This is a genomic window from Enterococcus sp. LJL51, from assembly GCF_049894025.1.
Classification (GTDB): domain Bacteria; phylum Bacillota; class Bacilli; order Lactobacillales; family Enterococcaceae; genus Enterococcus_L.
The window spans coordinates 46,504-60,047 of the sequence record NZ_JBNEQE010000016.1 but is presented as its reverse complement, the minus strand read 5'-3'; the positions used below and the strand labels follow the sequence as shown (position 1 = coordinate 60,047).

Below are 13,544 nucleotides of genomic sequence, written 5' to 3'. Positions count from 1 at the left end.
CGTATCGGGAATACTGTTTTCTATTAGTAAAAGAACTTTATTTACAGACTTTCTTTATTAGATGATACAGCTTCTTCGGAGACAACTATTGCACGGACTGGACATTTCCGATAAGCTGTTAATACGGTGTCCCTATCCTGATGGCTGACGGAAATAGTCAGGTTATCCGGACTTTTTTTGAAAAGAACAATTCCATCCTCTGTGTAATCAAAGGTGTTTGGTGCATAAACCTGACAAAGACCGCAGGCAATGCATTTTTCAGGGATTATCTGACAATTCACGGGTGACACATCCTATCTGAATTTAACTTAGTAAAGGGCTGATTATTATAAAGATGCTATTTATTTTATCGCTATTCTCTCAGGGTTACAAGATAAAACTGTCAACGCTTTTTCATTTACTGAAAGGAAAGCGGACGATTTCGGTTCTAATGAACGGCTATATGTTTGATAATCTGCGTTTTTTTGGACTATTTCCAGAATTAGCGGAGGCTGATTTTCAGAGGCAGCTTAATCAGCTGGCTGAAAATCAATTTATTATTCATTCAGCAGATCATTCTGAAGCAGCACTATCAGAAAAAGGCAGACATCTTTTAGTAAATAATTCTCAAAAAATGAATACGCATTGGCTGAACAGTTATCGTTATGGAAAAACAGAAGAAGAGATGTGGCGTTTACTGCAGTTTTCGGTTCAAGTTACTTCGCAGCTTTCTTATCAAAATAAGGAGTATATACCTTTGGAATCGTCACCTTATTATCAATGGATGATAAAGCAAACACTGACACAATTGAAAAAAAATACTTTAGGCCAGGAGATGCGCAGGCAATGGCACGAACTATTTATAGAGTTATCACAGCAGGAACAGGCATTTATTGCACAGCAGTTTTCCGGTTATCAGCACAATGGAAAAGCACTTCAGCAACTCGCGAATCAAGCTGCATCGTCTGATTTTGAAGCTGTTTTATTTAGAAAAAATACCTATCATCATTTATTTGCAGTGATAGAGAGTAAAAATCAGAATCAGTTTTTGCAGGCTGTCATACACGATAGTCTGGAGAAAAGTAATAATCAAAGTATGAGACAGACGAAGGAACTTTGGCAAACGGGCTATTCCCTTGAGGAAATTGCTGTCATCAGAAAAATGAAGGTAAGTACAGTGAAAGATCATCTTCTCGAATTGGCTATTCAGGAGCCAGAAAAGAACTACGATAGCTTGCTGCCCAAAAATCAACAGGCGTTTTTAGACGAGATAACAACACCTTGTCAAACATGGCGTTTTACTACGCTAAAGGCGCAATATGAGCCGCTTGACTATTTTTCTTTTCGGCTGTATCAAATTTTAAAACTACGCAGAGAGTATGAGGCATAAAATGGATTTGAAGAAACGCTTATTTCAGCATTTTGGTTTTACTTCTTTTAGAGAGGGGCAGGAGGAGGTTATTACAGCTCTTTTATCGGGGCAGGATACATTAGCCGTGCTGCCGACAGGAACTGGGAAGTCTCTGTGCTATCAATATGTAGGTTATGTACTGGAAGGAACAGTTTTAGTTGTTTCTCCGCTGCTTTCACTGATGGAAGATCAGGTACGGCAGCTTCAAAGCCAAGGAGAGGGAAGAGTGACTGTTTTTAATAGTACATTGTCGTACGAAGAAAAACGATATATTTTAGAACATTTTTCAGAGTATAACTACGTTTTTATAAGTCCGGAATCATTAGTAAAGGAACAGGTTGTAAAAACTTTACAAAGAAGCAGGCTGGCGCTATTTGTGATTGATGAGGCCCATTGTGTTTCACAATGGGGAGTGGATTTTAGACCAGAATATGTTAAAATAAAAAACGTGCTGGAAAATTTGGATTATCCGCTGACTTTGGCATTAACTGCAACTGCCTCGGATGAGGTAAAAAAAGAGATAATATCTGAACTCTTTAATAAAAATTCTTCAATAAAAGAAGTGCTTCATTCAGTCAACAGGAAAAATATTTTAATGATTGTTGAAAAGACAGTAGAAAAGGAACAGCTTGTATTTGATTACTTAAATAAAATGAATGCAAAGGGAATCATTTATTGTTCCGCTAGAAAAACAACTGAGTATTTAAGCAGTGAGATAAATAGAACAGGAAATTTTGCGGCCGCTTTTTATCATGGCGGACTAACAGCAGCCGAACGAAGTAAGATTCAGCAGCAGTTTATCGACAATGAACTGGATGTTCTTTGCGCTACAAATGCGTTTGGCATGGGAATTGATAAATCCGATATCCGTTTTGTCATCCACTTTGACTGTCCTGGAAGTCTGGAAAGCTATGTTCAAGAAATCGGTAGAGCGGGAAGAGACGGGCTGCCGGCAGCTGCAGTCTTACTTTATCAACCAGGAGATGAATATATTCATCAATACTTTCAAGGTGAAGTAAGGACAGAGCTTCAAGGTCTGGAAATGATGTTGAAGAACGGAAAAGCTGACTCAGCAGCACAGCAGGAGCAGTTAAGTGAGATTCAGCAGAAATGGCTGGCTGGGTATCTCGAAGGTTCCTACTCTCTAGAGCAGCTGTCTGAACGGCTTCATAAAAAAAATAACGAGCGCTACGCTCAGCTGCAGCAAATGCTGGCCTTTATCCAGACGTCTGATTGTCGTCGAAAGGTCATCCTAAACTATTTTTCTGAAAAACAGGAGAAAGAGACTGAAACATGGTGCTGCGACAATTGCGGCTTGGAAGAAAATTGGTCCACTAAACTTGGTATTACTAAGAATACGGTACGACTGGAAGCCAATCTTTCATGGCAGGAAATATTGATAAGATTATTTAAAGATGACTGACAATCAATGTTTATATCTGCACAGATAATGCTGCTGTGTTATAATAGCAAACGATACGATTTTAGGAGGAAATATAGTGAGCAAAAAAGATAAGAATAAGCCAACAGAGGCACGTGAGCCGTGGGAACAATCTATCTATGATACAAAAGAGGATACCGGACATTCAAGGCTTGAAAAACGTCAATATAAAAAGGGAAACACTGTCTTTTTAACTATTTTGGTAATTTTGTTATTATTGATCATTGCTTTGCCAATCGGTACTTTCTGGTGGGTATCAAGAGATAAGCCGAATGAAAATAAAGGAGGCAATTCTACTCCTTCTTCATCGATCACATCGTCTTCAACAAAGGAAAGCAGTACCGCTTCCTCAAGTACGATACAGTCTTCTTCAACAGCTGAAGGGACAGATTCAAGCACACCTGCAGAAGGACAACCTTCAGAGGATCCTGCTGATACAGAACCAGTATATGGAGAAGTTTATGAAGGCGAAGGCTTCAAGCAAGTGGCTGAAAGATATGGTGTAACGATTGAACAAATTATGGAATTGAATGGATTGGGTGCAGATTCAATTATTCATCCGGGAGATACATTACGCGTTAAATAAGAAAATAATTGACTGGGGCAGAGTAATGGTGTCTCGGTTTTTTTGAGAATCAGCCGTTTTTTTATAAAAGCGGTCAGAGATGAAAATGAAAAGAGCGGGGCGAACAATGAAGAAGATTAGTATTGCTATTGATGGACCAGCATCATCAGGAAAGAGCACGGTTGCTAAGATATTAGCAAAGAAAATGAATTATATTTACTGTGATACAGGAGCGATGTATCGTTCGTTGACTTATCTTGCGATACAGAAGAATCTAGATCTAGCAAACGAAACGGAGCTGTGTGCGCTTCTTGAAACGCATCAGATTTCTTTTGAACAGGACGGAAAAGGTCAGCAGGTTTTTATTAATTTGGAAAATGTAACTGAAGCTATTCGGCAGACAGATGTAACGAATGCGGTTTCGATTGTCGCTGCTCATAAAGAAGTGAGAGCTGAAATGGTTAAGCTCCAGCAGGAGATTGGCCGGCAGGGAGGAATCGTGATGGACGGCCGTGATATCGGCACGACCGTTTTGCCAGAAGCGGAAGTAAAAATTTTTCTAGTAGCAAGCGTTGAAGAGCGGGCAGAGAGACGATACAAAGAAAATCTTGAAAAAGGCATTTCCACTGATTTTGAAGTATTAAAAAAAGAAATTGAACGTAGAGATTATATTGACTCAACTCGAAAGATTTCTCCTTTAGTTCAGGCAGCGGATGCAGTAAAGATAGATACTACTGGAATGGCGATTTCTCAGGTTGTTGAGCAGATTGAAGAGATAATTCATCAGAAATTACGAATAGATTAAATAAAATATAAGTTTTTAAGAGAAATCGCTTTATTTTTTCTCTGAAATCCCTTAATATTAAAGAAACGAGTCTTTTTTAACGAATTTTTGTTGGTATAGGAGGATATGTAGTCATGACAGAAGAGAAACTAGTAGAAAACAGCAACGAAACAATGGAAGACGCGATGAACAGCGTTCAGGAAGTGAACGTGGGCGACATTGTTAGGGGGGAGGTTCTTGCGGTTGAAGACAAGCAGGTCATTGTCGGAATCGAAGGAACTGGAGTTGAAGGTGTTGTACCAGCGAAAGAATTGTCTACTACACAGGTAGAAGATATCAATGAGTTAGTGAAAGTTCATGATGTTCTTGATCTGGTAGTTATTACTTCGATCGGAAAAGACAAAGAGAACGGCAGTTACCTGCTATCTAAGCGTCGTTTGGATGCTAAGAAAGTCTGGGAAGAAATTGAACAGGACTTCCAGGCTGGCAAAATCCTTGAAGCACCTGTTACAAATGTTGTGAAAGGCGGCTTGGTTGTTGATGTCGGTGTTCGCGGATTTGTTCCGGCTTCAATGGTAGAAGATCATTTTGTTGATGATTTTTCTGAATACAAAGGCAAAACAATGACATTCAAGATTATTGAAATCGAACCATCTGAAAATCGTTTGATTTTATCTCATAAAGCTGTTGTTGAAACGGAAAAAGAAGCACGTAAGAAGGAAATTTTGGCAGATCTGCATGATGGAGATGTTGTTGAAGGAAAAGTTGCACGCTTGACTGACTTCGGTGCATTCATTGATTTAGGCGGAATTGACGGACTAGTTCACGTTTCTGAAATTGCGCATCAGCATGTCGATAAACCAGGAGATGTCCTAAACGTAGGAGAGGATGTAAAGGTTAAAATTCTTTCAATCAACCCTGAAGAAGAACGAATTTCATTATCCATCAAAGAAACATTGCCTGGACCTTGGACAGACATCGCTGAAAAAGCTGCGGCTGGTTCGGTTCTTGATGGAACTGTCAAACGTCTGACAAGCTTTGGAGCGTTTGTGGAAGTATTCCCAGGAGTAGAAGGACTCGTTCATATTTCCCAAATTTCTCACAAGCATATTGCAACACCGCATGAAGTCCTGCATGAGGGTGATGAAATCAAGGTGAAGGTTTTAGAAGTAAATGAAGCGGAACATCGTATTGCATTGAGTATCAAAGCCTTGGAAGCTAAACCTGAATCTCAGGAAGAACCCAAAGAAGTAGAAAGCTATGAGCTGCCGGAAGAAAATACCGGCTTTACTATGGGAGATATTCTCGGAGATCAACTGAGAGCACAAGATTCTGACTCAGAAGAATAATTTAGATTCAAAAAATAAAAATTGCAGTAAAGCCGCTAAAGGGTTTACTGCAATTTTTTTATCCCAAATCGTTCTCCTGATAAAATGTGAGGACAGAACCGTCAATCGTTTTAAGGTGAGTGTAAAGGGTACCGTCTTCTGATTGATTTACAGCACAGTGACATCCGCAGTCTTTTTTTCGGTTTGCAAAAGCAACAAGCTTTTCTAATTTTGTTGTGGGAATAAATGAAATAACACCTTTTGCTGGTTCGCCTGAAAAAATATGAATTTTGATGTTGCTGCTAAATTTATTTGAAAAATATTGAAGCGGAACAGTATACGCTATCCCATGAACAGCTTGATTGTTGTCATCTCTTCGATCGACTTGAGTCAGCCAGCCGAGAATATCATCAAACCATGCTAAGGTTTTTTCAATATCAGGAGAGTAATATACCAATTCTATTCCTAGCGAAAGTGGACCTGTAGGTAAAAATGAGTTATCTTTCATGGAATACATAGTGATTTCCTCCTTAATTAACTTTTTATAGCTTAAATTATAAGGAATAACTTAGAAATTATCAAATAAAGGGAAAAAATTCACTTTTTTTAAAAACTAAGAGAGAATGCCTTTTTCTTAACCTTTTGATAAAATATAAATGAAAACAAATCAAATTAACGAAATATATTTTTGAAAGTTGGTAAAAAATGATTGTGAAATTAATGCTTAATAAAAGTGAGCAGGAAAAGGTTGCCGTCTATCGATTGTTAGCTTCGCTCCCGGAAAACTCCTACAGTAAAAATGGACTGATGGATGAATTTTCTTTTTCCTATAATCGATTGTGTGCCGTTTTAGATGAAATAGATAAAGACCTGCAGCATTTATCTTCTGGACGGAAGACTCTTCTTTATAATGGAAAAGTTACTGTAGCTTCAGACATGCTGGAGTTAGAAAAATATATGACGTTTGTTTTGAAAGAAAGCATTACGCATAAATTTTTATTGGCACTTTTACTTGAGGAAGGGACAAGTGAGCAGTTTTGTTCCAAGTATCAGGTGAGTGAGTCCTATTTACGGAGGAATATCAAGAAGCTGATTACTTATCTAAACAGGTTTAAGGTGCATGTGACGATTTCTACTCTAAAAATCTCAGGAGATGAACGTTTGATTCGAATTCTTTTTACCTTTTTGATTTGGAATTCTTCGTTTGGAGAAGAGTTAATCATGCCGCCGCATTTGGTTGAAAAAATGATGCATGCCTTTGATCCAATATTGAAGCTGCCGCCTAAAGCAAATTATTCTTTTGGCTACAACCAGAGATTGAGACAGCTTCATGGTAAAATTCTCTATATTCGATTTAATCGAGGGCACTTTTTAAAAGATGATAAAGGTTATGATGCATTGATTGCAGAAAATTACACTGGCTGTTATCAGCTGCTCCAGGAAATTTTAGGGACCTCTGCCGAAATGGCCGATACTGAAGCCAGATTTTTAGCCTTTCTAGCATTTTATGGACCGACCTATTCGTTTGAGAATGATCCGCTGTTTGATGTTCCCCGAGGAGAATTGGAGCAGCGCTCGGAAGATATTTTTGCTTTTTTTACGTATTTCAATCAGAAAATTCTTCATCCTTTGCTGAAAAACTATCCTAATCCTAAGCGTGTGGTGCTGCTTGAAGCGAATCTTTCTAATATTTTTTTCAACTATCTGATTTTTAAACAACCGATTCCTTTTTTTAGTTTTTTTCAGCATGAAGCTTTCCAAAATGACCAAGTAATTTTTCCAATTATTTACCAAAGAATCAACGAATTTTTAACACTGCTATCCGAGAGAGGGTCATGGATTAAAAATTGCATTAAAGACATGACTCTTATCTTGACCCAACTGATTTTACCAACATTGAGAGAGCATCAAAAAAGTATCAAGCTGAATGTCTCAATTTTGTCAGTAGATAACTATGTTTATATTAATCGTGTAACCAGTTTACTAACTGATTTGAGTTTTGTAGAGCTAGTTCCCTATCAGGCAGCAGAGTGCCAAGCGATTGATTTACTTATTTATCCATCAAAATTATTTCAGCAAGTTGATGAGACCCTGCCGTCAATTACATTAGTCCCAGCTTTACCACAGGAAGAAGTCTTTTCCGTTTACGAACAGATGAAGGTGTTGTATGAAGAGAAGCTTAGAAACTACTTTATGGCTATCTTGGAAGAGGGGAATAAATGATAAGGATTCGCAGGAGTATACGAGAAGATATAGCAGAACTGGCTAAACTAAGAGTTTGTTTTTTTGAGGAAGAAAATGTTTTGGATAAAGATAAAAAAATAATGCTAGAGCAAAAAACAATTGCCTATCTTGACCAGCATTTGGATAATGATTTAATTATTTGGCAAGCAGAAAGCCGGGAAAGAGTCATCGCAACGGCCTTTTTGGAAATTGCCGAGCGACTTCCTCATCCAGCACGTCCTAATGGAAAGATTGGAACTCTTTTAAATGTCTACACAGATAAAGCCTTCCGCAGGCAGGGAATTGCTCAACAGCTGGTAGCAGCTCTAATCACTGAGGGACGAGAAAGTGGTCTGGATAAAATTGAATTACTGGCGACAGAATCCGGCTTTCCTGTTTATCAAAGACTGGGATTCAAAGAGAGTCAGCTTCCTGATAAGCAGATGGTGCTTGAATTTGAATGAGTATGAGGGATTTCTTGAATTTCCCTTGCATAATCACTGAATTATAAGGTAAACTAGACAGGATTGAAAACTGTCAAGGAGGTAGTTTTATATGGCAAATCCAACACTAGCAATTGTCGGTCGTCCAAATGTAGGAAAATCGACAATTTTTAATCGTATAGCCGGGGAACGTATTTCAATTGTTGAAGATACGCCGGGAGTTACCAGAGATCGAATTTACGCAAAAGGTGAATGGCTGGGACGTGAGTTTAGCATCATTGATACTGGAGGGATTGATTTAGGCGACGAGCCCTTTATGGATCAAATCAAGCATCAGGCTGAGATTGCGATTGATGAAGCGGATGTAATTATTTTAGTAGCAAGCGGACGTGAAGGAGTAACCGATGCAGATGAAATGGTTGCGAAAATTCTTTACCGAAGTAAGAAACCAGTTATTTTAGCAGTTAATAAAGTAGATAATCCTGAAATGCGGGCAGAAATCTATGAATTTTATTCTCTTGGACTGGGAGAACCCTTTCCGGTATCAGGAAGTCATGGTCTGGGCATTGGCGATGTACTTGATGAAGCAGTTAAGCACTTTTCAACTGAGCCTGAGGAAGAAGAAGAAGGGCTGATTAAGTTCAGTCTGATTGGTCGTCCAAATGTAGGGAAATCCTCTTTAATCAATGCGATTTTAGGAGAAGAACGGGTCATTGTTTCCGAAATTGAAGGAACAACCAGGGATGCGATTGATACTTATTTCGAATCCGAAAATGGCCAGCGCTTCTTGATGATTGATACAGCTGGTATGCGTAAGCGGGGCAAGGTATATGAAACCACTGAAAAATACAGTGTCATGCGTGCGATGCGTGCGATCGAACGCTCCGATATTGTTTTAATGGTTCTAAACGCCGAAGAAGGAATTCGAGAGCAGGACAAAAAGGTTGCCGGATTTGCTCATGAAGCTGGGCGAGGAATCGTAATCGTTGTGAATAAGTGGGATACAGTCAAAAAAGAAACCAATACAATGCGTGAATTTGAAGAAGAAATCAGAGATGAGTTTCAATATCTTGATTATGCGCCGATTATCTTTGTTTCAGCTGTAACCAAACAACGTCTTAATAAGCTGCCTGAGCTGATTGAAAGTGTCAGCATGAATCAGAGTCTTAGAATTCCGTCTGCTGTATTAAACGATGTTATTATGGATGCTGTGGCTATTAATCCAACACCAACTGATAAAGGGAAACGTTTGAAAATCTTTTACGCGACGCAAGTAGCTGTAAAACCGCCGACCTTTGTCATTTTTGTAAATGAGGAAGAGCTGATGCATTTCTCTTATGCCCGTTTTTTGGAAAATCAGATCAGACAAGCCTTTACGTTTGAAGGAACACCGATTCGAGTTATTCCTAGAAGAAGAAAATAGTGCATTCTACCATACTTTTTGAAATTGTACAAACATATTTAGAGAAAACACATCTTTTTGAAAAAAACTCACTAAAAAACGTCAAAAACCTTGCTATTACTAGCTTCCTATGATATCGTGTTAACAGAATATTGATTCGTTCAATATTTATATTTTGTTTTTGGACCACTCAAAAGCGGAATACATTTGGTGTCTATTTTAGACATCCTATCCTTATGGAGGAGGTGAAATAATCCATGGCAAACAAAGCAGAATTAATCGAAAGCGTTGCATCTTCAACTGGTTTAACTAAAAAAGACGCAACTGCAGCAGTAGATGCTGTATTTTCAACAATTCAAGAAACACTTGCTAAAGGTGAAAAAGTTCAATTAATCGGTTTTGGTAATTTTGAAGTCCGCGAACGTGCTGCACGTAAAGGACGCAACCCACAAACTGGTAAAGAGATCCAAATCGCTGCAAGCAAAGTGCCTGCGTTCAAACCAGGTAAAGCGTTGAAAGATGCTGTTAAATAGAGCGATCTGAGGAACCCTTGATTTTTTTCAAGGGTTTTTTTCTTTATACATGTCTATCTAAAAGGAATTTTTGTCTTTTTTCCAAAGAAAACATAACAAGTTATAAATCAAATCGTGTTGATAGAACAAAAAACTAAATAAGATCATAGAGCTGAGAATAAAAATTTGTTTAAAAATATGCTAAAGCTGTTAACGCTAAAAAACCATAGAACGGATAATAAAGTCTAATACCTGCAAAAGCTGTAGAGGCAATTCAATCCGGTTCTATGGTTTTTTTATTAATTAAGTTTTATTTTGGTTTAGTGTTCGCATTTTTCTTAAAGGCTTTCGCAACATCTGCTGAAGTAAAGGTCTCAGAAGCAATGCTGTTTTCTCCGCTTACGCTGAACAAAAGCTCATCGCCTACGCTCACAGTAATGTCCTTATCATCACCAGTGATGGCGAAATCAACAACACCATCAATTTTTGCTCCTGGTTTGATATTTAAGCGGCTATTAGCATCCAATTTATCAAATAATTTGTACGAGAACAGGTGACCGCCGAAGGCTAAAGAATCCTTAGATACATCATCTTCTTCTGTTACGTAAAGATAATCAAGAACTTTCATTAACGGTTCAAAATTTTCTGTTCCGGTATTTTCAATGGTGTAGTAGACGACAACCAAACCTTTGTCCTTCGTATAAGAGGGCATATTTTGGAAGAAATCAACTTTTGTAATTGTCAGCTTTACTGTATCATCTTCAATTGTAGCTTTTGCAACAGAATCAGCTGGCGCATTTTCAGCTTCAGAAGATTCAGATGTTTCTGTCGTTTGCTTTGTCTTCTCTTTAGTGCTCTCTTCGGTAGAAGAATCAGCTGCTTTTTCTGAGGATGAATCATCAGATTTCTTGTCATAAGGCGTAAGAACTGCATCATTTAATGTTTCAAACTCTTTGCTGCTGTCTTTTGAAGTATTAACTAATTTATAACCGTCGCCTTTTTTGGTTAGCTTTATTTTATTGTCAATAGCCATATCCTCGTTTGTTACGTGAAGTGTATTGCCGCTAAGTTTGTAATCCATAGTAATTTGAATCGAGCTGATTAATTCATCGCCGAACTCACCATAGTCCTCATCTTCATCCATATAGGGAGTGAAGGTCATCGTTTTTTCGGTAAAAGCCAGAACCATACTAGGTGTTTCATCACCTACGGCAACCTTCCAATCATTTTTCATCAAATCTTTTTCTGAAACGCCTGAGCTACATGCTGAAAGCACAAATAGAACAACTATTCCTAACAAATAAACCCCTTTTTTCATTTTCTTTCCTCATTTCCATCATCATAATTATTTCTATTTTTTTTGGCAAAACGATTCAGTATTGCAATTGGCTTGTCTGTAATCTAAACAATTTTTTATCACGCGTCACTGCTTGGTATCATTGATGCCATCCCGAACAGCAAGGCGGATAACAACATATAATGCAGCTAGTCCCAATCCTGCATACAATAGCGAAAAAAGTATAGACATGTACAAGCCTCCTTACTATATTTCAATAGTTGTTTCATCTGTCATCAGAAGATAAACAATTGACTAAAATTCGAAGAAGAACAATTTGATAGTCAACAGCTCTGATTAAAATAAAGTGTGAGCAGTGCAATCTGTTTCATTTCTAAATAGATTCTATTAAACATTCCATGAAATAGGCAGCCTGCCTTCAGCAGAATAAGAGACATACCCAGAGATGAATAGCTGCTATAGAACAGTGGAAACTTTCTATTTATCCAATGGGTGACTTCAAACCTGCAGATAGAACAAATGAAAAAGCGCCTTTTTTGTTTAGTAGAATTTATATATTAAGTATACAGGAACAATGCCAAGATATTAATAGCAGAATGCTAAATTAATTGGGAAAATTTTTATAGCTACCATTAGAAGAAACTGAAAAGTAAAAAAATATTATTTCTAAAAATATATCAAAATAGTAAAATAAATTTATGATAAAAGAATAAAAAAAACTTTAATATTATTTTATCTTTATGTATACTATAACTAAGGAAGAACAATTTGATTATAAGAATATTATGATTAGATTTATTCTTGCCTAAAAAATAAGTAGAATAATGAGTAAAATAGAAACTCATTATTTTGTAAAAAGGAGATTGGAAATGAAAAAAACAAAAATGTTCATGTTGGGTATCGGACTATCTATGACGGTGTTGGGAGGAAGCCAGGTATCTGCAGAAACAATTAACCGTCAGATTACTTTTACTGAAAACCTCCCAAGTTATAGCAGTGGAGTCTTTGAAAGCTTAAATCCTGAAGTGATAAGTTTAACTAATAACAATCGTTTTGTTGCACATAAATATGGCCAAACATTTATTGATGCTGTGACGGATGGTAAATACAGCCGTTCGATTGCCGAGGTGGATGACTATGGGCGCAGTCGTGATGGAGAAGCTTTTGATATTACAGATAACAGCATGGTTGAAGGTGAGTTTTATCATGGACATGATCAGGATGACTTTACCTTTACAGCACAACAAACAGGTACTTATGTTCTTTTCTTTACGACAAGAGACAAAAATTTGAAAAATTACAATGCCAGTCTTTATAGTGAAGATGGCGAAACCTCTGAATCACTATCACTAATTGTTCCTTTTGAAGATGACTATACAACAAATGAAGGCTATATTGAAGTTGATTTACTTGCAGGAATGAACTACACATTAAATCTTTCTAGTGATTTATATTCTAGCGGACGCTATTCATTTGATATTTCTTTAAAAGAAAATTCATACTATTCTGCTAGTTATTATGAGATGGTTCTTGAAATTGGTCAATCAACTTATATTGAAGAAGGCAACTGGACAAGTGAAAACCCTGACGTTATTTCAATAGATGGAAATCGAGCAATAGCTAAAAAATACGGAAAAACATTTGTGACAGCAACAACGAATGGAAAATACATGCGCAAGATAGTTAGTGTTGACGACTACGGTCGAGCAAGAGATGGTAATGAATTTGAAATTACCGATAACAGCAGTATTGCCGGCGAGTTTTATTATGGCCATGAGATGGATGACTTCAGCTTCACTGCAACAAGAACAGGAGCTTATACAATTAGTTTTGAATCAAGAGATAGAAATATCAAAGTATGCAATATTTACGTAGCGAATATAGAAGGTGAAATTCTTGGAGACCAGCTTATTTGGGGCTATGATAATTCAAGTGGTTATATTGAAGAAAAAATTGAAGTTGAGCTTATTGAAGGACAAAAGTACTTTTTGAACTCAAGCAGCGATTTATATACCAGCGGTAAGTATCTGATTGAGATTACACCAAATAATTAATCCTTAATTACTTTAAAGAAAATGATAGATAAAAGCAAAACGAACTACTTTCAAATGAAAGTAGTTCGTTTTTTTGCTGCTTACAGCTAAAAGCTGTTAAAATCC

General features: G+C 37.3%; 13 protein-coding genes. 10 read left to right on the top strand and 3 right to left on the bottom strand.

All coding sequences use genetic code 11. The features are described 5' to 3' along the window. Nucleotides 1–41: 41 nt before the first annotated feature. On the bottom strand, nt 42–281 hold the full coding sequence (locus ACPWSO_RS13950) for a ferredoxin (protein WP_426084188.1): 240 nt from the start codon (nt 279–281) through the stop codon (nt 42–44). Nucleotides 282–430: 149 nt separating this feature from the next. Here ACPWSO_RS13950 and ACPWSO_RS13945 point away from each other — a divergent pair, with 149 nt between their 5' ends. The 5 genes from ACPWSO_RS13945 (at nt 431) to rpsA (ending at nt 5,529) form a co-directional block, all read left to right on the top strand. Beyond that, the gene (locus ACPWSO_RS13945; RefSeq protein ID WP_426084187.1) at nt 431–1,369 is read left to right on the top strand and encodes a helix-turn-helix domain-containing protein; all 939 of its coding nucleotides are present in this window, start codon (nt 431–433) and stop codon (nt 1,367–1,369) included. Between the two features lies 1 nt (nt 1,370). Continuing rightward, on the top strand, nt 1,371–2,813 hold the full coding sequence (locus tag ACPWSO_RS13940; RefSeq protein ID WP_426084186.1) for a RecQ family ATP-dependent DNA helicase: 1,443 nt from the start codon (nt 1,371–1,373) through the stop codon (nt 2,811–2,813). Between the two features lie 76 nt (nt 2,814–2,889). Next, nucleotides 2,890–3,417: an SAG1386/EF1546 family surface-associated protein gene (locus ACPWSO_RS13935; RefSeq protein ID WP_426084185.1), complete on the top strand. Its 528-nt coding sequence runs from the start codon at nt 2,890–2,892 to the stop codon at nt 3,415–3,417. Nucleotides 3,418–3,523: 106 nt separating this feature from the next. Continuing rightward, nucleotides 3,524–4,201, top strand: coding sequence for a (d)CMP kinase (gene cmk / locus ACPWSO_RS13930; RefSeq protein WP_426084184.1), 678 nt, complete (start codon nt 3,524–3,526; stop codon nt 4,199–4,201). 113 nt (nt 4,202–4,314) lie between these two features. Beyond that, nucleotides 4,315–5,529 (top strand): 30S ribosomal protein S1, encoded by a 1,215-nt coding sequence (rpsA, locus tag ACPWSO_RS13925; protein ID WP_426084183.1) that lies wholly within the window; start codon nt 4,315–4,317, stop codon nt 5,527–5,529. A gap of 58 nt (nt 5,530–5,587) precedes the next feature. Here the strand turns inward: rpsA and ACPWSO_RS13920 are convergent, their stop codons facing one another. Further along, on the bottom strand, nt 5,588–6,025 hold the full coding sequence (locus tag ACPWSO_RS13920) for a hypothetical protein (RefSeq protein ID WP_426084182.1): 438 nt from the start codon (nt 6,023–6,025) through the stop codon (nt 5,588–5,590). 188 nt (nt 6,026–6,213) lie between these two features. Here ACPWSO_RS13920 and ACPWSO_RS13915 point away from each other — a divergent pair, with 188 nt between their 5' ends. The 4 genes from ACPWSO_RS13915 to ACPWSO_RS13900 all read left to right on the top strand — a co-directional run bounded on the left by ACPWSO_RS13915 (nt 6,214) and on the right by ACPWSO_RS13900 (nt 10,109). Beyond that, nucleotides 6,214–7,731, top strand: a complete 1,518-nt coding sequence (locus ACPWSO_RS13915) for a helix-turn-helix domain-containing protein (protein WP_426084181.1) — start codon at nt 6,214–6,216, stop codon at nt 7,729–7,731. Beyond that, a complete protein-coding gene (locus ACPWSO_RS13910) occupies nt 7,728–8,195 on the top strand; it encodes a GNAT family N-acetyltransferase (protein ID WP_426084180.1) in 468 nt (155 codons plus the stop codon). Before ACPWSO_RS13915 ends, ACPWSO_RS13910 begins: the two co-directional genes overlap by 4 nt. Nucleotides 8,196–8,286: 91 nt before the next feature. Beyond that, nucleotides 8,287–9,597: a ribosome biogenesis GTPase Der gene (gene der / locus ACPWSO_RS13905; RefSeq protein WP_426084179.1), complete on the top strand. Its 1,311-nt coding sequence runs from the start codon at nt 8,287–8,289 to the stop codon at nt 9,595–9,597. A gap of 236 nt (nt 9,598–9,833) precedes the next feature. Further along, nucleotides 9,834–10,109, top strand: a complete 276-nt coding sequence (locus ACPWSO_RS13900) for an HU family DNA-binding protein (protein ID WP_202057569.1) — start codon at nt 9,834–9,836, stop codon at nt 10,107–10,109. 289 nt (nt 10,110–10,398) lie between these two features. Here ACPWSO_RS13900 and ACPWSO_RS13895 read toward each other — a convergent pair whose 3' ends face one another. Then, on the bottom strand, nt 10,399–11,406 hold the full coding sequence (locus ACPWSO_RS13895; protein WP_426084178.1) for a DUF5067 domain-containing protein: 1,008 nt from the start codon (nt 11,404–11,406) through the stop codon (nt 10,399–10,401). A gap of 848 nt (nt 11,407–12,254) precedes the next feature. Here ACPWSO_RS13895 and ACPWSO_RS13890 point away from each other — a divergent pair. Further along, nucleotides 12,255–13,439: a hypothetical protein gene (locus tag ACPWSO_RS13890; protein ID WP_426084177.1), complete on the top strand. Its 1,185-nt coding sequence runs from the start codon at nt 12,255–12,257 to the stop codon at nt 13,437–13,439. The last annotated feature ends 105 nt before the right edge of the window (nt 13,440–13,544 follow it).

Excerpts from the sequence above, each read along its gene's own strand:
- ACPWSO_RS13940 (WP_426084186.1), top strand. The coding sequence starts at position 1,371 with ATGGATTTGAAGAAACGCTTATTTCAGCATTTTGGTTTTACTTCTTTT.
- ACPWSO_RS13920 (WP_426084182.1), bottom strand. The coding sequence starts at position 6,025 with ATGTATTCCATGAAAGATAACTCATTTTTACCTACAGGTCCACTTTCG.
- ACPWSO_RS13910 (WP_426084180.1), top strand. The coding sequence starts at position 7,728 with ATGATAAGGATTCGCAGGAGTATACGAGAAGATATAGCAGAACTGGCT.
- ACPWSO_RS13900 (WP_202057569.1), top strand. The coding sequence starts at position 9,834 with ATGGCAAACAAAGCAGAATTAATCGAAAGCGTTGCATCTTCAACTGGT.
- ACPWSO_RS13945 (WP_426084187.1), top strand. The coding sequence starts at position 431 with ATGAACGGCTATATGTTTGATAATCTGCGTTTTTTTGGACTATTTCCA.
- ACPWSO_RS13915 (WP_426084181.1), top strand. The coding sequence starts at position 6,214 with ATGATTGTGAAATTAATGCTTAATAAAAGTGAGCAGGAAAAGGTTGCC.
- ACPWSO_RS13895 (WP_426084178.1), bottom strand. The coding sequence starts at position 11,406 with ATGAAAAAAGGGGTTTATTTGTTAGGAATAGTTGTTCTATTTGTGCTT.
- rpsA (WP_426084183.1), top strand. The coding sequence starts at position 4,315 with ATGACAGAAGAGAAACTAGTAGAAAACAGCAACGAAACAATGGAAGAC.
- cmk (WP_426084184.1), top strand. The coding sequence starts at position 3,524 with ATGAAGAAGATTAGTATTGCTATTGATGGACCAGCATCATCAGGAAAG.
- der (WP_426084179.1), top strand. The coding sequence starts at position 8,287 with ATGGCAAATCCAACACTAGCAATTGTCGGTCGTCCAAATGTAGGAAAA.
- ACPWSO_RS13890 (WP_426084177.1), top strand. The coding sequence starts at position 12,255 with ATGAAAAAAACAAAAATGTTCATGTTGGGTATCGGACTATCTATGACG.